Consider the following 20,090-nt stretch of genomic DNA (forward strand, 5'->3'; position numbering starts at 1 on the left):
GTCAATATCAAATTCAGTTACTCCGTTATTTCAAACCCTTTAGTAGTGGAAGAATTACTTCATAAAATAGAACAATGTACCGTCTGCAAAGATTTTCTGCCGAATCATCCGAAACCGGTTTTGTCCATCAGCAGCGAATCTAAAATCATCATTATTGGCCAGGCTCCGGGCACTAAAGCCCACCAAAGCGGAATTCCCTGGAATGATGCCAGTGGCGAAGAATTACGACGTTGGCTCAATGTAGACCGCAATCAGTTTTATGATACTTCTATTTTTGGAATTATGCCGATGGGGTTCTGTTATCCGGGAAAAGGAAAATCCGGTGATCTTCCGCCAAGACCGGAATGTGCCCCACTTTGGCATCAGTTGCTTTTGGAGCAAATTACCGATGTAAAACTGATATTGCTCATCGGAAATTATGCGCATAAATACTATCTCAAGGACAAATCGTATAAGAATCTAACCGAAAACGTTCAGCATTATAAAGAATTTCTACCGAAGTTCCTACCCTTGGTACATCCGTCACCGAGAAACAAATTATGGCAGAAGAAAAACCCGTGGTTTGAAGAAGAAGTCGTTCCTGAACTCAGAAAAATTGTCCGGGAAACACTTAAAAAGTAATTAGCGGCAAACTGGATTGTTTTGCACAAAAAGGCTTATATCACTAGGAGAAACATAAGGAATCCCAAGTCCTAAACCGCGCATAATGAACAATATTCCGATAAAAACGGTCACCATTGGAATGACTTTCTGAATCCTGTTACGCATTGGAACTGTCAATAAATTGGAAACATAAACCACAGTGCTCATCATCGGAATAGTACCTAATCCGTAAAGCATCATATACCCTACTCCAAGTAATTCATTTTGCATGGCAATCGCTCCGAATAAAGCGACATACACCAATCCGCAAGGTAAAAATCCGTTCAATAATCCAATGGTAAATAGCGCCTTATAACTTCTATTTTTAAATTGATTCCCTAAAGAAGTTTTCACTTTCGAGATCAATCGGTAAATAGGTTTGGAAAAATTATATTGGGCGAGAACTTTCTCCGGTATAAGCACGAATGCAATCATCAAAAAGCCAATGACAACAGACAATTGTTGCTGCATTCCGGCCAGAAAAAGTCCTTTACCCAACATACCAAAAACCAACCCGAAAGTCATATAAGCTACTACCCTTCCGGAATGATACGTTAAAAGCTGTACTATCTTTTTTGCAGGGTTTTTATGGTCAAGCGGTAGCAGCATCGCGATGGGACCACACATCCCAATGCAATGCAAACTGCTTATTAATCCTAGTATGAACCCTGAAAAAAGCATCTTATAAATTCACCTGTTGTTTGTTCAAATACCCAACACCTTCGTATTCCCAATCAATAGTAATGTCCCAACGACCGCCCACCAAATCTGTTTTAGGTATGAGCAAATTTGAATCGGACAATGAGATGGTTTTCTCAAAATCCAGTTTCTGGTTGGACTGTCTGTAAAAGGACACTTTACCTTTAATTTTAGTATAATCGAACGTTTTTGGAAAGCTTATCAGTAAGCCTCCGTTTTGGGAAGTTATTGTCAGTTTGTCTTTTAAATCGTAAGCGTGTTGCGATTTGTCCAACTGCTGCTGAAACCCTGATTCCTTTTTATAATATTCTTCAGTAACCATTTCGTGGTCGTACTGCGAATCGGATTGTACCTTAAACACGAAGTACAATATGAATGTCATGAACAGCCCGAAAGCAATGACAATTCCTGTTCCCCAATTTATTTTCATAATTATTATTTTAATCAAAACTTCTCGGTCCTAAAAAATTCGTTGTTGTGGTTTCCAGAAGTTCCTTATCATTATATACTTCAATAGTAATTTTCGTTTTATCGCCTTTTAAAAATGCAGGATGGATTTCCACAAACAAGGTACCTTGCGCCATGTCTTCTTTTTCCACTTTAAAACTTTCTTTTCCGACCATTTTGATTTCTCCTTTGGGTTTAGCCAATTTGAAATGGATGTTGTCAAAATCCCGCATCGTTTTATTGACCAATTTATAGGTAAACACATTGCTGATGTTCTCGCCCTTATGCTGAAACAACTGCCCCGGAAGTCGTAATACCGTAGCTTCCACATCATTTCTCAGAAACAGCATTCCAATTAAAACACCAATCAAAATCGTTAAAACCGCCACATAACCTTTCATTCTTGTGGTAAAAACGAACTTCTCTTTTTTTACGATTTCGTTTTCTGAAGCATATCGAATCAAGCCTTTCGGCAGGTTCACGCTTTCCATAATATGGTCGCATTCATCAATACATGCCGTACAATTGATACACTCCAACTGAATACCGTTACGGATATCAATACCTGTCGGGCAAACGTTCACACATTGATGACAATCAATACAATCACCTTTCCCCAACATTTTACGGTCTTCATTTTTCTTGAATTTAGCTCTGCCCGATGCGCCTTCCCCACGCCTGTGATCGTATGCAACATTTATTGTTTTATTATCGAGCAAAACACCTTGCATCCTTCCGTACGGACAGGCAATAATGCATACCTGCTCGCGAAACCATGCATAAATAAAATAGAAAACCGCCGTAAAAATCAATAAGGCTATGAACGTGCTTATATTATGAAACGGCCCTTGCCTAACCATATCCAAAACCCGATCACTTCCTGTTAAATAGGACAAAAACACATTCGCAATCACAAATGATGCAACGAAAAACAAAAACCATTTTGCGGATTTCTTTCTGATTTTTTCCGCGTTCCATTCCTGTTTATTAAGCTTCATCTGAGCACCACGATCGCCTTCAATCCAGAATTCGATTCTTCGGAAAAGCATTTCCATGAAAATCGTTTGTGGGCAAAACCATCCGCAGAAAATACGTCCGAAAGCTACCGTAAACAAAGCCAGTCCCACTACTCCGATAATCATCGAGATTACCACCAAATGAAAATCCTGTGGCCAAAACGGAAACCCGAAAATCGAGAATTTCCGCTCCATGATATTAAACAGTAAGAACTGATTCCCGTTGATTTTGATAAACGGTGCCGAAAACAGAAAGGTTAACAAAAAATAACTTAACAGTTTTCTTCTCTCATAAAACTTCCCTTTTGGAATTTTAGGAAAAATCCAGGCGCGCTTTCCTTCTTTATCGATGGTCGCGATACTATCTCTAAAACTTTCATCCGGCAGATTGGGCATGGCATTCTATTTTAACATGGTACTGTTGGGAGCTGCATTTGAGGCTTTTTCATCTGCTTTTCCGGATTCAGGTTTCGAAGCATTTTCATCAACCCAGACTTCACCTTCCGGAGCCTTTCCAGCTTTTGGATTGCTTCCTTGCAAACTCAATACGTAACTTGCAACCTTTTGAATATCTGTAGGTTTGATAATTTCTTTCCAGGGCACCATTCCTTTTCCGGCGCGACCGCCTTCCATGATGGTATTGAACACGTTTTTAATTCCGCCTCCGTTAATCCATTGACTATCTGTTAAGTTCGGCCCGATCGCTCCTCCTGCATCCGCACGGTGACACGCTACACAGTTGGTTTCGAAAATAGTTTTTCCGGCTGCTATTTCTGAAGCATCGGTTAAAAGCGTTACTTTTTCCTTGTCCATTAAATCCGGAGCGGTCTTCTTGTATTCTTCAACTGCTATTTTAGCTTCGGCCATTTCTTTTTCAAATTCCATGGTTTGGTCATCGTGTCCTAAAATGTGGAAACGAACCATGTAAATGAAGGAGAATGCGATACAAGCATAGAACAAATACACCCACCATGGCGGTAATACATTGTCCAACTCTTTTATACCATCGTAATCGTGGTGCAGAAGCAATTCGCCTTCCTCTTCGATTTTACGGGAACAGGTTAACTTCTGCATCCATTTTTTATAGAAAGCGGATTCCGTGAATGGTAATTCGTCTTCAATTTCCTGCTGTTTTCGTTGTTCTTCGGTTAAAAGATTGTACAGAATATTGTTTGTTGCTTTTACCACCACTTCAATAACGATCAGGATAAAAAGAAAAAACAACAGTATTAATAAAACAATCGGATACTTGATAAATGCAGGACGGTCACCGGAATCGATAAAGAACTCCATTGCGATGAAAAACAAGGCAAATAAAACCGGAATCCTTACATACATTGGAAAATACTTCTTCATAGCTTATGGATTTAGAAATTCATTGGAATGCCCGTCGGCAAAAGGAATATTGCTCATTTCTGCAATTTTTTCTTTCCTATAGGTAAATACCCAAGCATAAAGTGCAACAAAAAAGATGAAGAAAATCAGTAACGATATAATCGGATAAATCTCTATTCCGGAGATGGTTTCCATATTGTGTTTGATGAATTTTAACATAACTGATACTTTAAATTATTCCGCTTGTTTTATTTTGATGTCGGTTCCCAAACGCTGCAAATAAGCTATTATAGCTGTAATTTCACGATCTTTCATTGGTATGAACTGCTCACCTCTAACCTTGGCGTTTTTCATGCTTTCCTCGTAACTTTTTACAAAATCGGGATCGTTTTTAAGGTTCTCCTCGATTTTAGCCGATTGCTCTGCTATGCTTTTTTTTGCGTTGGCGATCTCTTCATCGGTATAAGGAACGCCTAAACTTACCATAGCTTTCATTTTAGCTTCCGTATCGGAATAATCCATCGGCTTGTTATCGAACAACCATTTGTAACCTGGCATAATCGAACCGGCTGATGTACTTTGCGGATCCCACATATGGTTGAAATGCCAGTTGTCGTTGTATTTTCCTCCTACGCGCATCAAATCCGGACCTGTTCGTTTTGACCCCCATAAGAATGGATGATCATATACATATTCCCCTGATTTTGAATATTCTCCGTATCTAGAAACTTCAGATCGGAACGGACGCACCATTTGCGAATGACAGCCCACACAACCTTCACGTATGTACAAATCACGACCTTCCAACTCAAGCGGAGTATAAGGTTTTACACTTGTAATTGTTGGGATATTGGATTTTACTACCAACGTAGGTACAATCTGGATAATTCCTCCTATTAGGATGGCAACGGTTGCTAAAACTGTCAACTGAATTGGTTTTCTTTCTAACCATCCGTGGAATTTCTCACCTTTTAATCGGTTTGGAGAGATTTTTACTAGCTCTGGTGCTTCGGCTAATTCATCTTCAACCGGTTTCCCGTTTTTAACCGTCATGATAATGTTGTACACCAAAACTAACATACCGATAATGAACATGGTTCCTCCGATGGCTCGCATTGCATACATTGGCATGATTTCTTTTACGGTTTCGAGAAAATTTCCATAAACCAAAGAACCATCCGGGTTGAATTGTTTCCACATCTGTGCCTGAACGAATCCGGCAACGTACATCGGCAAGGCATATAAAATGATTCCTAATGTCCCAATCCAGAAGTGGAAATTGGCTAATTTTTTAGAGTACAACTCAGTTTTGGTCATTCTCGGAACCAGCCAGTAAATCATCCCGAAAGTCATGAATCCGTTCCAGGCCAAAGCGCCAACGTGTACGTGCGCTACGATCCAATCCGTGAAGTGTGCGATGGCATTTACGTTTTTAAGCGATAGCATCGGGCCTTCAAAAGTGGCCATTCCATACCCTGTGATGGCCACTACGAAGAACTTTAAAATCGGTTCGGTTCTCACTTTATCCCAAACACCACGCAAGGTCAATAATCCGTTGATCATACCACCCCAGGACGGTGCAATCAGCATTACGGAGAAAACAACTCCTAAATTTTGTGCCCAATCCGGCAAAGCGGTGTATAATAAGTGGTGAGGGCCTGCCCAGATGTATAAGAAAATCAAAGACCAAAAGTGGATAATTGATAAACGATACGAATATACAGGACGATTTGCCGCTTTAGGAATAAAGTAATACATCAGCCCTAAAAACGGTGTGGTCAAAAAGAACGCTACGGCATTGTGACCGTACCACCATTGCACCAGAGCATCCTGAACCCCTGCATATACAGAGTAACTTTTCAAGCCACTTACCGGTAAGGCCAAACTGTTGAAAATATGCAGTACCGCTACGGTTACAAATGTGGCGATGTAAAACCAGATGGCCACATACAAATGGCGTTCTCTTCGGCGTAAAATCGTCATAACCATATTGATACCGAAAGTTACCCAAATGATAGCAATGGCGATATCAATAGGCCATTCCAGCTCGGCATATTCTTTTGAACTGGTATACCCCATGGGCAACGAAATTGCTGCAGCCACTATGATTAACTGCCAACCCCAGAAGTTGATATTACTGAGCACATCGCTGTACATTCTGGTTTTCAGTAATCGTTGTAAAGAGTAATAGATTCCAGCAAAAATCGCATTTCCAACGAAAGCAAAAATCACCGCATTAGTATGTAAAGGACGCAAACGACCATAGCTTAACCACGAAATTCCGTCGGTTATATTCGGGAAAATATACATCACTGCAATAAGCAGCCCTACCAACATTCCGACCACTCCAAAAAGGATTGAAGCATAGAGAAACTTCTTTACAATTTTGTTATCGTAATAAAATTGTTGCACTTCCATAATTAGTTTTGTTTTTCTGTTTGGATTTGGGATTTGTTCTGGTTTTTGTCTTTGAGCTCATCTTCGAACAACATGCGAACCGATGGTGTGTAATCATCATCAAACTGACCGTTTTTAACTGCTGTTATGAAAATATACAGAAATGCCAGCGCGACAATGATACTGATGGCGATTAGGAGATAAATAACACTCATACCTTAAAATTTATAGTTCAAAATTACTTTAGCGATTGTGGATAAAACATGATTTTTATCATGCTCCGATATTTATTTTCTTGCGAAATAATTACTCATAATAGTCACGAAACTTATAATGGTTACGGTGCTTAAAGGCATAATGACAGCCGCGACAATTGGAAGCAGATTCCCAGTAACTGCATAGCTTAACCCAACAACATTGTACAACAGGGAAAGTCCAAAACTCATATAAATAGTCTGCATCGCATGCTTGGAGTATTGCAGGAAATAATTGATTTTGAAAAACTGGGTTGCATCTAAAATTCCGTCACAGGCAGGAGAAAACACGTTTACATTTTCTGAAATTGAAATTCCTACATTGGCTTGTGCCAAAGCTCCTGCATCGTTTAAGCCATCCCCCACCATCATGACATTTTTGCCATTCTTCTGGAGACTTTCTATAAAAGCAAGTTTTTCTTCCGGTTTTTGGTTAAAAACTAAAGTGGTTTCCGTCGGCAGCATCTTCTCTAAAATCTTTCGTTCACCGTCATTATCTCCTGATAAAACCATTAAATCATATCGTTTGGAAAGGTTTTCAAACAATTGCTCCAACCCTTCCCGGTACTGATTGTTAAACACATAACTTCCTTTGTAAATTCCGTTGATTTCTACGTGAACTTTGGTTTTCTTATGGGTGTTTTCACTCATGTGCTGTAGAAATTGAGACGAACCTAACTTGACCGAATGACCGCCTATATGGGCAAAAATTCCTTTACCAATGATTTCTTCAAAATGAGTCGTCTCTAATTTTTCCTGATTCGGAATAAAATCATAAAGTCTTCGGCTTAACGGATGGTTGGAACCACGCAAAACGCTCTTCAGCAATGCAAGTTCAAAAGCATTTAAAAGGGTTCCTTCATAGGTAATGGCGGTTTTTTTATTGGTGGTAATCGTTCCAGTTTTATCAAAAACCACTGTATCCACTTTGGCTAATTGTTCAATAACTGTTGCATTTTTCAGATAAAACTTTCGGTACCCCATAATACGAAGTACATTTCCTAAAGTAAAAGGCGCTGTTAAGGCTAAAGCACAAGGACAGGCCACAATCAGAATTGCGGTAAACACATTGAACGCGGTATTGGCATCGATAAAAATCCAATAACAGAAAAAAACAACAGCCAAAAGCAACAAAGCGGGCGTAAAATAACGGCTTATGGTATCGGTAATATTTTTATATTTTCTGTCGATATGTTTCTGGAACACATCATTACTCCACAATTGTGTTAAATAACTTTGGGAAACCGTTTGAAGCACTTCCATTTCAATCACATTACCAATTTGTTTTCCGCCTGCGAAGATTTTGTCGCCTGATTTTTTTTCAATCGCGACTGCTTCTCCTGTTACGAAACTGTAATCGATAGCTGTTTTTTCGGAAATCAGAATGCCGTCTACAGGGATTAGTTCCTGGTTGCGGATTAACAAACGGTCACCTTTCTGAATAGCGTACACCTGAATTGCTTCTTCGGATTTATCGCTTAAAATTTTGGTTACGGCTATTGGAAAATAGGATTTGTAATCGCGTTCGAACGAAAGAAAATTATAGGTTTTCTGCTGAAACATCTTTCCTAAAAGCATAAAGAAAATCAGTCCGCACATACTGTCGAAGAAGCCTTGACCATAGCCCATAACAATGTCGAATGTACTACGGACGAACATCACCACAATACCCAAAGCGATTGGAATATCGATGTTGAGCATTTTGGATTGGATGCTTTTCAAGGCCGAAACGTAGTAACCCCAAGCCGAATAAAAAAACGGCGGTAATGCCAAGGCAAAAACCAACCACCTAAAAAAATCTTTGTATTGTTCTATCCAGAATTCACCTACTTCGAAATACTCCGGAAACGACAAAAGCATAATGTTCCCAAAGCTGAAAAAAGCCACGCCTATTTTGTAATACAAACTTCTGTCTACTTCTTTTTTCTTGCTTTCGAAATTCTCCAAACTAATGTAAGGTTCATAGCCAATGGAGCTTAACAACAAGATGATTTCTTTAAGCGAAGTGCTTTCAGGATTGAAGGTAATTCGAACTTTCTTTTCATGAAAATTAACTTGGGAAACCGATATTCCTTTGTTCAATTTATTCATATTTTCCAAAATCCAAATGCAGGAACTACAATGGATATGCGGAATATACAGCGAAACAATCTGCGTTTTTTCTTCGTTGAATTCCAATAACTTTTCTACGATATCAACATTATCAAGAAAATCATATTTTCCTTTACTATCCTGTGGAGTGGCTCCGGGCGCGTTTTCGAAATCGTAATAACAGGTTAAACCGTTCAGACTGAAAATTTCATACACGGTTTTACATCCGGTACAACAAAAGGATTTTTCATCGAACAGAATCTCGTCCGTTTTAAGAACATCGTTACCGCAATGGAAACAATTCTGTGTACTCATAATTTGCTCATTTTACCTGAAGCAAAATTCCATCACTATGATTTCTTAAAATATGATTTTTGTCATACTTTAGTACCTTTGTAGAAACAAATCGGAAGAAAATGAGTAAATGTGAACAATGTATCGTTAGGGAATTCAGCGCTTTAAAGGCCTTGAACAAAGACGAATTGCTGAAACTCGCCGATTGTAAAACGTCATACGTAGTAAAAAAAGGAGAAATCATTTTTGACGAAGGCGATCATCTGGACGGGATTTTCTGTGTGAAAGACGGCGTTTGCAAACTAACCAAACTGAGTTCCAACGGAAAAGATCATATCGTGAAATTGGTTACCCGAGGTGAATTATTGGGGCAACGTTCCTTAATAAGTGAGGAACCAACCAATTTGAGCGCAATTGCCCTGGAGGACATGACGGTTTGTTTTGTGCCTAAAAGTCAGGTTATGGCTTTTTTTAACGACAACAATAAGTTCTCTTTAAACGTAATGAAAAATGTTTGCCATGATTTGAAAGAAGCCGACAATGTCCTGGTAAATCTGGCACAAAAAAGCGTTAAGGAGCGACTGGCTTCCACACTACTCTATCTGCACGATACTTTTGGTGTTAATGAGGACCAATCACTTAAATTACATTTGTCAAGAGAAGAGATTTCGAGTATCATCGGAACGGCTACGGAAAGCTGCATCCGTTTGTTATCCGAATTCAATAAAAGCGGACTGATTGAAATCAACGGAAAGAAAATCATCCTTAAAAATATAAAAGAACTGCAAAAGATGTCAGAATAAAAAAAGGAGCAAATTGCTCCTTTTTTTATTGTTCTGGTATAACTACCGGCCCCTCCCATTCCATAATACCACCCATCAGGTTATAGGTATTGGTAAAACCCATCTGCTGCATGATGTTGCAGGCCTGACCGCTACGTGCTCCGGAACGGCAATAGATGTAATAATTTTTCGATTTATCCAGTTCATCTACCTGATAGATAAACCCTTGACCTTTATAAATATCGATATGCAATGCGCCCGGAATGATGCCTTCGTTCCATTCTCCTTCTGTTCTTACATCTAGGATCACGGCATTTTCATCTTCCTGAATACCTTGCCACCATTGTTCTTGTGAAATGTTCATAGTTGTATTTTTGGCAAAAATACTATGCTTTGATGGAACAGCCAATAGCTTTTGTAGTTTTTACAGGAACTTCCTGATTTTTCAACAACGCATCTACGGCATTTTCCACATATTTGGTTTTAACAGCGGCTTCATCTCCGTAATTATCATCGATAGCTCCGATGTATTTCACCATATTTCCGGCTTTGGTTTTCTCTAAAATATACACATGAGGTGTTTTGGTAGCACCATATTGCGGATAGATTTTCTGTCCTTCGTCGAATAAATACGGGAAAGTAAATCCTTTTTCCTTTGCGCGTTCCTGCATCAGTACAAAACTGTCGGCCGGCTGTACTTCCGGATTGTTCGGATTGATGGCGATGACCGGATAACCCAATTTCTTGTATTTCTTGTCTAACGCAATAATGCGGTCTTCATACGCTTTGGCATACGGACAATGATTACAGGTGAAAATCACGATGAATCCTTTCGCATCTTTGAAATCAGCTAAGGAAACTTTTTTATTGTTGACATTCTTTAAGCTGAAATCCGTCGCGATATCGCCAACCTGATAACCCGAATCAGATTTAACCAGGGTAAAAGCGCTCATTACACAAACAAGCACAACCATTGCGGTAATTTTAAGTGTTTTCATAATTTAGTTATTGATGATTGATAGTAATTCTTTTTCCAATGCTTCGTAAGTGAAAGAACGTTCGTAAAACTTCCTTTCCTTACTGTTATAGATGACTGTGGCCGGTATCGCACCACTCCAGTTTTTATCAACTTTTTCTATCCAGGCGTTGGCATCGGGATCGTCCAGATGAACTACTTCGGATTGCAGCTTTCGTTTTTTCATAAACGGCAGCAAACTTGTTTCTACCTTTTTGGGTAAATCCATACTTACCAGAATAACTTTTACTTTCTGGTTTTTGTATTTCTCATTCAACTGTTCAAAATAAGGAAGTTCCTTTACACAAGGCAAACACCAGGTAGCCCAGAAATTAACCACGTAGGTTACATCATCATTTTGATGCAAAAAAGGTTCAAAGCCATTAAAGTCGTACGATTTGATTTTCAGTTCACCATCTTCGTATACCTTTAAAGGAACATTTTGTGTTAAATCAGCACCGTTGTTCTGCGCTAAAACCGTTGTTGCATAAAAAAATATAATCCAGACAAACTTGCTCATCTCCTTTTATTTATTGACTAAAATTAAGGATTAAGAAAATTGCAGTTCAAAAATTAACAAACTTTTAATATCACATTTGTATATACAATTAAAAACATTACTACATTTGTATCAACAAATTTGACAAGGAATGAAAATCGAAGACGAAATAAAAAGTACGGTGCAACTGACCCTTGCGAAGAAAGTACTGCTGAATCTTTCGTTTACAAGAAATGTTGTAGGTGATAAATTTATGGAAATTTTAAAGCCTTACGATTTATCCGGTGAACAATATAACGTACTGCGAATATTGAGAGGGCAAAAAGGAAAGCCTGCCAATATGTGCCTGATACAGGAGCGCATGATCGCAAAAACAAGCAATACGACTCGTTTAGTAGATAAATTATTGCTTAAAGAATTGGTTACCCGAGAAGTTTGTTCTGAAAACAGAAGAAAAATGGAGGTTCAAATCACACAAAAAGGATTAGACGTATTGGCTGAACTCGATTCTAAAGTTATTGAACACGAAAACTCTTTTGCCAAAAAACTGACGGAATCGGAACTGGAGGAATTAAATAATTTATTAGAAAAATACAGAAGTTAAAAAACATGAGCAACTTCATAAAACATCAAAACTGGCGTTATGCAACCAAAAAATTCGACGCCACCAAAAAAATCTCAAACGAAGATTTGGAAATCCTGAAGGAGGCCATTCGCTTGAGTTCTTCATCTTACGGATTACAACCTTATAAAGTAATCATCATTGAAAATCCGGAATTGCGTGCTAAACTTCAACCGGTGGCTTGGGGCCAATCCCAAATTGTGGATGCTTCTCACCTTTTTGTATTTGCCAACATGGTAAATCTTGGCGAAAAAGACATCGACAGCTACATTAAAAACATAGCAGAAACAAGAGGTATTCCTGTAGAAAACATTTCAGGGTACGGCGATTTTATGAAGTCGAAAATCACTTCCTTACCGGAAGATGCAAAAAACAACTGGACGGCAAAACAAACGTATTTAGCACTTGGCAATCTTTTAAATGCCGCTGCAGAATTACAAATTGACGCCACTCCGATGGAAGGTTTCGAACCGGAAAAAGTAAACGAGATTTTAGGGCTGTCCGCTTTAGGTTTAAATGCCTCATTAATAGCAACCGTTGGCTATCGTCATGAAGAAGACGCTAATCAACATAATGTTAAAGTACGTAAATCAAAAAAAGAATTATTTATAAATTTATAACCGTTAAAATTCAATTTAAAATCATGAAACAATTAAAATCAATTGCATTAGCATTAGTAGTAGCTTTAGGAACATTATCCGCTACAGCGCAAACCACAAAAAAAGTTGACGTTGCTCAAAGTAAAATCGAATGGGTTGGTAAAAAAGTTACCGGTCAGCACAATGGTACTATCAATTTGAAAGATGGCGCTTTAGTGTTCAAAAGCAAAAAACTGGCAGGTGGTAACTTTACAGTTGACATGACTTCAATCAATACAACAGATTTACAAGGTAAAGGAAAAACAAGTCTTGACGGACACTTAAAAGCGGACGATTTCTTTGGTGTTGAAAACCACCCGACTGCAACTTTGGTATTCAAAACTATCTCTAAAAAATCTACAAACAGCTATACAGTAGTTGCTGATTTAACGATCAAAGGAATTACAAATCCAGTTAGCTTTGACATGGTAGTAAACAAAAATATTGCTACAACTAAAGTAATGGTAGACAGAACGAAATACGATATCAAATACGGTTCAAAATCTTTCTTTGAAAGCATTGGAGACAAAGCAATCAACGACGAATTCGAATTAAACGTAAACTTGAAATTCTAATTTCCAAAGCATAAAAAAGCCGCTCAATAGAGCGGCTTTTTTTATTTAAAGTATTTTAAACAACATCCGGATACTGAATACAATCACCAAAAAGGCTACCAGAAGTATCGCAGTCCTTTGCGGAAGTTTTCCTGCCAGTCGAACCGCGAGCGGAGCCGCTAAAGAACCTCCCAAAATCAAGCCAGCCACTATGTACCAATGGCTTACGCCAAGAGAAGCAAAAAAAGTAACCGAAGCCGCCAGCGTCACAAAAAATTCCGCTAAACTAACCGTACCGATTACATAGCTTGATTTTCTTCCTTTCCCCAACAAGGTTGACGTTACAATCGGTCCCCAGCCTCCTCCACCAAACGCATCCAAAAAGCCACCGGAAAATCCTAAAACTCCGGCTCTTTTAATTTTCTGTTTTTCGATTTTCCTTCTGAAAGCGATCAGAAGCAAACGAATTCCCAAAAGCATGGTATACGTCGCCAAAACAGCATAGGTGATTTTTTCATACTTCGCTCCGAAATAAACCAATAACAAAGCACCACTAACTGCCCCGATTACACCCGGAATAGCCAACCAGAGCAACAGTTTCCTATTTACGTTTCCAAATTTATAATGGGAAAAACCGGTTATCCCGCTGGAAAACATTTCGGCCGTGTGAATGCTTCCGCTGATGGCCGGCAATTTTACCCCGAAAAGCATCATGCTCGTTGCGCAGGTAACACCATAGCCCAACCCTAAAGCCCCATCAACCAATTGTGCAAAAAAACCAACGGCAATCATGGCAAAAAATGCAATTGGAATTTCACTCACAAAAGAATGAAGCTCATCATAAGAAAACACCGTAGCCAATCCGTAGCCAAAAAATACGGAAAGGAAAACTGCCGCAATATCAAAGGTCAACCGCTTGTATTTCTTTGCTGCTTTTTTTGATTCCTTTTTACGGACAAGACCTTCTGTAACACTGTTCAGGGACTTCAGTTTCGTTTGCAGGTCACCCTTGTGCTGCTCTCGGAACGCATTCAGGTTTTCGATGGTTTCGTTAATATTCTCCGGAATGGCTTCTTCAAGATGTTCGCGTAATCTTCTGGCTAAAACCGGAGACTTTCCGTTGGTGGAAATTGCGATTTTCAGATGACCTTTCTGTACTATGGAGCCCAAATAGAAATCACACAAATCAGGCTGATCGGCGGCATTGACCAATATTCCTTCAGCATTGGCGGCGTGTTTTATTTCTCTGTTCAGGATTGAATCGGCAGTTGCAATGATAACAAAATCAGCTGTTTTTAAATCTTCATGGCTATAAGAACGTTCTTCCCAAACGATATGAGTGTGCTGTTCCAAAACCTTTTTCAGTGCAACGCTGATTTCTTTTGCAACAATTTTAAGCTGTGCCGAAGGGTTTTGTTTCAGCAAAGTATTGGTTTTCTCCAAACCGACATTCCCGCCCCCAACAATCAGGAAGCGGAACGCATCGGTTTTAAGAAAAATAGGAAATAAAGTATTACTCATTTGTTTTGTTTGTTAATTATAAAACGATGACATCCGACAAACCATTTATTAAAAAGTAGCTCCAAACTGCAAGCCAGCTCCAATAGATACCGGTTTTTCATTACCAAATCGTATCGGTATTGGTGTCGCTATAAAGTAATTTACATTTTTAGATTTGACGACAACTTTGTTGAATACAACTGTAAAACCATAGCGTCCGGCTGTTTCAAATGCAAGTCTGGTTATAAATGTAAATCCGTGTTTATACCGAAACAGTAAACCGGGATGAAAAAGCACATTACTCACTTTGTCTTTCCCGTTTTCGGCCTTAATAAATGGCACAACTTCAAAGCTGTAACCAAAATATTCATTCTTAATAATATTGATTCCGGTAGGGAAACCAACAACATAATCTTCTGTAAAATTGAATTTGGTATGTTGTTTATCAATTGTAACAATCGGGTGTACTGCACTGAAATATCCTTTTATTTGAGGAAAATTTACTGCTACGCTGTCTTTTTGGGCATAGCCGATCGAAACGCTTGCCAAATTCACCCAAAATAAAAATTGCTTTCCCATCGGATTAATTTTTAGAAGGTTTTGCATTCGGATTAATCAAATCGACCGTAAAAGACGCATAATACAACCCACCAATGGTTGGTCCTGCAGCATATTGATAGTAACGGTGGTTCAATAAGTTAGTTCCTCCCACTTTCAGGCTGGCATTCAAAACCGGCAATTTGACCGTTACCTGTGAATCCAGTGTAAAATACGCCGGGACATCGCCGTTTGCCAATGGGCTTTCCCAAATAAAAGCATCCTGCCATCTTCCCACCACATTAAAACCTACATTCTTAAAGATTCTCTTGTTGCCGAAGGACGCGTTTACCACCCATTTCGGGGTATTGAACGAGGTGATGAAAATATCCGATCGGTTATCCGAAAGCAACTCATTATAGCTCACGTTAACGCCAAGTGTATAATCCTGAACGAAATTATACTTCACGCCTAAAGCAGATCCAAAACTTCTGTACGTACTTCTGCTGTTGGTAAATACACGGTAACGATCCTGTTTGCTTCGGGTTAACATGTCTAATACGGAAGCATCGGTACCTACTCTATCGGTTTTGGGAACTGCAACTTCAACTTGTCCTAAAAAGCCATCATAAACATTCAGATAAGCATCTAAATCAATGAAAATCCTGTTATGGTCCAATAGCCCTTTATATCCCACTTCAAAAGAATTGATTCGTTCCGGTTTTAATTCCGGTAAGTTTGCTATAACCAATAAATTACGATTCGCCAAAGCAGCATCATTCTGATTGGCACCGGCATCAACGGCAGCATTAACCGCAGCGGTAAAAACATCAATGGAAGCAAGTGTATAGGAATTCTCAAGGAAACCAATCCCTTCATTCACTCTTGGTAAGCCTCCTACGCGGCGAACATTTCCGTTATTTACGAAAGACAGCGCTTCAAAAAGTGACGGAAAACGGTACCCGTTCTGGAAAGAACCTCTGATGTTATGTTCTTTAACCGGTGAATACACCAAGGCAATCCTGGGATTGAATTTGGTTTCAAACTCCGGGTTTCTGTCCGCACGAACCGAACCGCTGATTTTCAGTTTATCGTTAAGCACTTTTTTGGTAACCTGCGCGAACACACCATATTTCTGATAATGCTGGTTTTCCCCGAATGAACCGTCCGGTAAAGGCTGATTGCGTTCTCCAACCGGTCTTGAGAAATCCACGAAATTATTACCGTCCGGAATTACGGAATACAAACGATAATCGGCACCAACCAAAACATCGGCTACTTTTACATATTGGGACAAATCGTATTGAAAATCAGTGTGATACATTCTCGATTTTTGCTTTAACCAAGCGCCTCCGGTTACCGGTGCTCCGGCAATTCCGGCATTGGCATGATCCCAATTATTGATTCCGGTAATCGTATTTTTCAACGCTTCAAATTCCGGTGTTCCCGGTACGGCTCTTCCGTTATCCGCAGCTACGCGAGCATTGTGAAAGGCTTCCGTTAAAGGCACACCATTATCAATAGCGGTTTGCAAAGCTGTCTGAAAAGTGTTTTTCCAGTTGGTATTGGACGCGTGTGTTAAATCCAAATTATCCGCTAATGGCTTCAGATTATAGGAGTTACCCGTGTTTTCGATTGACAGATACGAACGAACTAAAAAGTCTTTGCCTTTCAATTCAATTTTATGATTCTGAACCGTGGCATCCTGCAATCTGATTTTGTTGCCTCGCTGAAAGGTTCCGTCCATCTGCCCATAGCGATAGGTGTATGACAATTCCAGGTTATCGTTGAACTTATAAAAACCACCGGCATCAAATTTTGTATTTTTAATTTTCGGATCGATCAAATCCTTTTCACGATACCCCGTTCTCGACACATTAAATGTTTTCTGAACCCCATTAACAGTTGCTCTTACAGCCACACGGTTGTTTCGTTCATCTCCGTAATTGTTCCATAGATCAGCGGCCGGATTATCTTCACCGGACAACTCAGGAAAATTCTGGTTACCGGTTTTAAGCGTGTACGGATTCTGATCGGTTAAATTATTGGACACCCAATCGGTTCCGTCAAGATACGAGCCGTTAACTTTTACGGCAAATTTCTTCCCGAAAACATGGGCAACACGAATAGCTGTTTCAGAAAAAGTCGATGTCCCGTGATCGATCCCGTCCACATGATTTACACCGGTTCTGCTGTAAACACTGATTCCTTTGTGTACAAATGGATTTTTGGTCTGTAAACTTGCCAATCCGTTAATAGCATTCATGCCGTATAAAGCCGATGCAGCGCCAGGTGTAATTTCCACACTTTGAATGTCTAATTCCGTTGGCCCAATCGCATTTCCAAGCGGAACCCCTAAAGTTGCTGCCTGAACATCTACCCCATCCACCAATTGCATAAAACGGAAATTGTTGGGTGCATTGAAACCTCTGGCATTAGGTACTTTCAGCGTTAAACTCGAAGTTAACAACTGTACGCCTTTCACATTATCCAGCGCCTCATAAAAAGTTGGTGCCGGGTTTTCTTTTAATGCTTTGATACTTATTTTCTCAATAGCGACAGGAGATTCCAGTATTTTTTCTTCAACACGGGAAGCAGAGATTACCACATCATTCAGTATAGTACTGCTTGAATTAAGCGCTACGGCAATTTTGCTTTGAAGCGATGTTACTTCAAATTCTTTCGGATTGAAACCTGCACTGGAAAACAAGAGTACGAACGGAAAACTCGTTTTGGTCTTGATACTGAATTTCCCTGTCTGGTCTGTAATCCCCGAAATCTCGGTTCCTTTTATGGTTACGGTTACATCTTTAAGCGGTAATCCTCCTTCTTTGTCGTTTACAATTCCGGAGATTTCCACAAACTGATCCTGCGCCCTGCTGTTTTGGCTGATGATCAAACCTAAAGCCAACAAGGCGATTTTTATATAATACGTATTTAATTGTGTTTTCATTTTAATTTTAAAATAGGCTGTATGTAATTAAGATTTTGTCATTCAAATAGTTACTTACAACACATTCTTAAAAAGAAAACATTCCTGATAAATCCTTTCTTTAAACTATCGTTTCTAAATGGTACTGTATGTTTAATCGTTTTCATTTCTTATTCTAATTAAAATACCTTCGGAAGGCAAAATCTCCAAAGGTTTCGTTTTCATGTTTTTCATTAATGTAAAGCCCCAACAATTGGTCGACTTCGGATAAAATTTCTGCTTCGGTTTGTTTCTCTTTATAGAGTTTGTTCAGCCTTTCGCCAAATCGGTCGCCGCCTAACATGAAATTGTATTGCCCGGGACCGGTTCCGATGAAGCCTAATTCAGCTACGTACGGACGACCACAGCCGTTTGGACAACCCGTCATACGAATGGAAATCTCATCATCCTGAAGATTGTATTTTTCGAGTATAGGCTCAATCTTCGTTACTAATTCCGGTAAATAACGTTGTGCTTCCGCCAAGGCTAACGGGCAGGTTGGTAAAGCAACACACGCCATCGAACTTTTGCGTAAAGCACTGTCGTGTTTCTCAATTTCGAATTGTGCAATCAGGTTTTCTACTTTTGCTTTATCCGAAGCTGAGATGTCCCCTAAAATCAGGTTTTGGTTACCACTGAAAATGAAGTTCGACACCTGCAATTGTGCTACTTCATACAAAAACTGTTTCTGATACGGTTTGATCACACCATGCTCTACAAACAAGGTATAAAACCAGGTTCCTTCCTGGTTCTTCTGCCAGCCGAAGCGGTCGTTCCGTTCGGTAAACTGATACGGTTGTTCCGGAAGTAATTCAAACCCAATGCGGTTTTCCAGTTCTTTTTTGAAACCTTCCACCGTCATTTTATCTACGGTATATTTCAATCGGGAGAACTTACGATCGGAGCGGTTTCCGAAGTCGCGCTGTACCGTAAGAATCTCGTAAACGGCCTTCAATGTTTTTTCTTCCGTATCCGTAAAACCAATAATGGTGGCCAAACGCGCATAAGTGTTCGGATTCCCGTGCGTGGTGGCCAAACCACCTCCTACTGCAATGTTGAATCCTTTTAATTTATTGTCTTCGATAATTGCAATCAGCCCGATGTCGTTAGCAAATACATCTACATCATTGCTCGGCGGAATGGCTACGGCTATTTTGAATTTCCTTGGCAGATAACGGTCTTCATACAACGGATCGGCTTCTGCAGAACGCTCATAAATCTTTTCACCGTCGATGAAAACTTCGTAATACGATTGCGTCTTCGGTAATAATAAAGTTGAAATCTTATCCGCATACGCATGGATTTCCTTGTGCAAGGGTGACAACTGCGGATGCGAGCTGGCAATCACGTTTCGGTTCACATCACCGCAGGCCGCAATCGAATCCAGTTGGGCTACATTAAACGCCTGAATCGTTGGTCGTAACTGATGCTTCAACAAACCGTGCAACTGCAATGTCTGTCGGGTTGTAATCTTTAAAGTCCCGGTTCCGTACTGCTCGGAAATATCATGTGTTGCCAGCCATTGATCGGCATTGATCACACCGCCCGGAATGCGTAAACGAATCATGAAGGAATAGAGCTTATCCAGTTTTTTGGCAGCTCTTTCAGCTCTGCGGTCACGGTCATCCTGCACATACATTCCGTGGAATTTCACTAAGGTTTCATCATCCGGGCGCACATTCCCGGTGAAATTGTCTACATCGATACTTTCTTTTAAGGTGCCTCGCAAACCGTCACTTTTGGTTTTTATGGCTTCTATGGGTGATAATTTTTCGCTCATTATTTTTGCTTTAGGCA

General features: G+C 39.7%; 20 protein-coding genes. 5 read left to right on the forward strand and 15 right to left on the reverse strand.

Going from position 1 to position 20,090, the window contains the following annotated elements; all coding sequences use genetic code 11:
• The first annotated feature begins 45 nt into the window (after positions 1 to 45).
• The gene (locus tag ACWPKD_RS12345) at positions 46 to 621 is read left to right on the forward strand and encodes a uracil-DNA glycosylase family protein (RefSeq protein ID WP_455412987.1); all 576 of its coding nucleotides are present in this window, start codon (positions 46 to 48) and stop codon (positions 619 to 621) included.
• Here ACWPKD_RS12345 and ACWPKD_RS12350 read toward each other — a convergent pair whose 3' ends face one another.
• The 8 genes from ACWPKD_RS12350 to ACWPKD_RS12385 form a co-directional block, all read right to left on the reverse strand.
• The gene (locus tag ACWPKD_RS12350; protein ID WP_455412988.1) at positions 622 to 1,323 is read right to left on the reverse strand and encodes a sulfite exporter TauE/SafE family protein; all 702 of its coding nucleotides are present in this window, start codon (positions 1,321 to 1,323) and stop codon (positions 622 to 624) included.
• 1 nt (position 1,324) lies between these two features.
• Positions 1,325 to 1,771, reverse strand: coding sequence for a FixH family protein (locus ACWPKD_RS12355; protein ID WP_455412989.1), 447 nt, complete (start codon positions 1,769 to 1,771; stop codon positions 1,325 to 1,327).
• Positions 1,772 to 1,781: 10 nt separating this feature from the next.
• A complete protein-coding gene (gene ccoG, locus ACWPKD_RS12360) occupies positions 1,782 to 3,200 on the reverse strand; it encodes a cytochrome c oxidase accessory protein CcoG (protein WP_455412990.1) in 1,419 nt (472 codons plus the stop codon).
• A gap of 6 nt (positions 3,201 to 3,206) precedes the next feature.
• Positions 3,207 to 4,160: a cbb3-type cytochrome c oxidase N-terminal domain-containing protein gene (locus ACWPKD_RS12365; RefSeq protein ID WP_455412991.1), complete on the reverse strand. Its 954-nt coding sequence runs from the start codon at positions 4,158 to 4,160 to the stop codon at positions 3,207 to 3,209.
• Positions 4,161 to 4,163: 3 nt separating this feature from the next.
• Positions 4,164 to 4,358, reverse strand: coding sequence for a CcoQ/FixQ family Cbb3-type cytochrome c oxidase assembly chaperone (locus tag ACWPKD_RS12370; RefSeq protein ID WP_455412992.1), 195 nt, complete (start codon positions 4,356 to 4,358; stop codon positions 4,164 to 4,166).
• A gap of 15 nt (positions 4,359 to 4,373) precedes the next feature.
• Positions 4,374 to 6,557, reverse strand: coding sequence for a cytochrome-c oxidase, cbb3-type subunit I (gene ccoN, locus ACWPKD_RS12375; protein ID WP_455412993.1), 2,184 nt, complete (start codon positions 6,555 to 6,557; stop codon positions 4,374 to 4,376).
• Between the two features lie 2 nt (positions 6,558 to 6,559).
• Positions 6,560 to 6,751: a cbb3-type cytochrome oxidase assembly protein CcoS gene (ccoS, locus tag ACWPKD_RS12380; protein WP_455412994.1), complete on the reverse strand. Its 192-nt coding sequence runs from the start codon at positions 6,749 to 6,751 to the stop codon at positions 6,560 to 6,562.
• 72 nt (positions 6,752 to 6,823) lie between these two features.
• Positions 6,824 to 9,196 (reverse strand): heavy metal translocating P-type ATPase, encoded by a 2,373-nt coding sequence (locus ACWPKD_RS12385; protein WP_455412995.1) that lies wholly within the window; start codon positions 9,194 to 9,196, stop codon positions 6,824 to 6,826.
• Between the two features lie 101 nt (positions 9,197 to 9,297).
• Between ACWPKD_RS12385 and ACWPKD_RS12390 the strand changes: the two genes are divergently transcribed.
• The gene (locus tag ACWPKD_RS12390; protein WP_455412996.1) at positions 9,298 to 9,978 is read left to right on the forward strand and encodes a Crp/Fnr family transcriptional regulator; all 681 of its coding nucleotides are present in this window, start codon (positions 9,298 to 9,300) and stop codon (positions 9,976 to 9,978) included.
• Positions 9,979 to 10,003: 25 nt separating this feature from the next.
• Here ACWPKD_RS12390 and ACWPKD_RS12395 read toward each other — a convergent pair whose 3' ends face one another.
• Genes ACWPKD_RS12395 through ACWPKD_RS12405 form a run of 3 tightly spaced genes read right to left on the reverse strand, consistent with a single transcriptional unit; the run spans position 10,004 to position 11,492 of the window.
• Positions 10,004 to 10,321 (reverse strand): rhodanese-like domain-containing protein, encoded by a 318-nt coding sequence (locus tag ACWPKD_RS12395; RefSeq protein ID WP_455412997.1) that lies wholly within the window; start codon positions 10,319 to 10,321, stop codon positions 10,004 to 10,006.
• Positions 10,322 to 10,343: 22 nt separating this feature from the next.
• Positions 10,344 to 10,955, reverse strand: a complete 612-nt coding sequence (locus ACWPKD_RS12400; protein ID WP_455412998.1) for a thioredoxin family protein — start codon at positions 10,953 to 10,955, stop codon at positions 10,344 to 10,346.
• A 3-nt stretch (positions 10,956 to 10,958) separates the two neighbouring features.
• Positions 10,959 to 11,492, reverse strand: coding sequence for a TlpA family protein disulfide reductase (locus ACWPKD_RS12405; RefSeq protein WP_455412999.1), 534 nt, complete (start codon positions 11,490 to 11,492; stop codon positions 10,959 to 10,961).
• A 130-nt stretch (positions 11,493 to 11,622) separates the two neighbouring features.
• Between ACWPKD_RS12405 and ACWPKD_RS12410 the strand changes: the two genes are divergently transcribed.
• The 3 genes from ACWPKD_RS12410 to ACWPKD_RS12420 are packed head-to-tail and all read left to right on the forward strand — an operon-like array spanning position 11,623 to position 13,306.
• The gene (locus ACWPKD_RS12410) at positions 11,623 to 12,075 is read left to right on the forward strand and encodes a MarR family winged helix-turn-helix transcriptional regulator (protein ID WP_455413000.1); all 453 of its coding nucleotides are present in this window, start codon (positions 11,623 to 11,625) and stop codon (positions 12,073 to 12,075) included.
• Positions 12,076 to 12,080: 5 nt separating this feature from the next.
• Positions 12,081 to 12,713 (forward strand): NAD(P)H-dependent oxidoreductase, encoded by a 633-nt coding sequence (locus tag ACWPKD_RS12415; protein ID WP_455413001.1) that lies wholly within the window; start codon positions 12,081 to 12,083, stop codon positions 12,711 to 12,713.
• Positions 12,714 to 12,736: 23 nt separating this feature from the next.
• The gene (locus ACWPKD_RS12420; protein WP_455413002.1) at positions 12,737 to 13,306 is read left to right on the forward strand and encodes a YceI family protein; all 570 of its coding nucleotides are present in this window, start codon (positions 12,737 to 12,739) and stop codon (positions 13,304 to 13,306) included.
• A gap of 45 nt (positions 13,307 to 13,351) precedes the next feature.
• Here ACWPKD_RS12420 and ACWPKD_RS12425 read toward each other — a convergent pair whose 3' ends face one another.
• The 4 genes from ACWPKD_RS12425 to ACWPKD_RS12440 all read right to left on the reverse strand — a co-directional run bounded on the left by ACWPKD_RS12425 (position 13,352) and on the right by ACWPKD_RS12440 (position 20,073).
• Positions 13,352 to 14,806: a TSUP family transporter gene (locus ACWPKD_RS12425; protein ID WP_455413003.1), complete on the reverse strand. Its 1,455-nt coding sequence runs from the start codon at positions 14,804 to 14,806 to the stop codon at positions 13,352 to 13,354.
• Positions 14,807 to 14,854: 48 nt separating this feature from the next.
• Positions 14,855 to 15,364, reverse strand: a complete 510-nt coding sequence (locus ACWPKD_RS12430) for a hypothetical protein (protein ID WP_455413004.1) — start codon at positions 15,362 to 15,364, stop codon at positions 14,855 to 14,857.
• A gap of 4 nt (positions 15,365 to 15,368) precedes the next feature.
• A complete protein-coding gene (locus ACWPKD_RS12435; RefSeq protein ID WP_455413005.1) occupies positions 15,369 to 18,275 on the reverse strand; it encodes a TonB-dependent receptor in 2,907 nt (968 codons plus the stop codon).
• Between the two features lie 154 nt (positions 18,276 to 18,429).
• Positions 18,430 to 20,073 (reverse strand): NADPH-dependent assimilatory sulfite reductase hemoprotein subunit, encoded by a 1,644-nt coding sequence (locus tag ACWPKD_RS12440; protein WP_455413006.1) that lies wholly within the window; start codon positions 20,071 to 20,073, stop codon positions 18,430 to 18,432.
• Positions 20,074 to 20,090 lie beyond the last annotated feature (17 nt).

The sequence above is a fragment of the Flavobacterium pedocola genome, assembly GCF_053764385.1.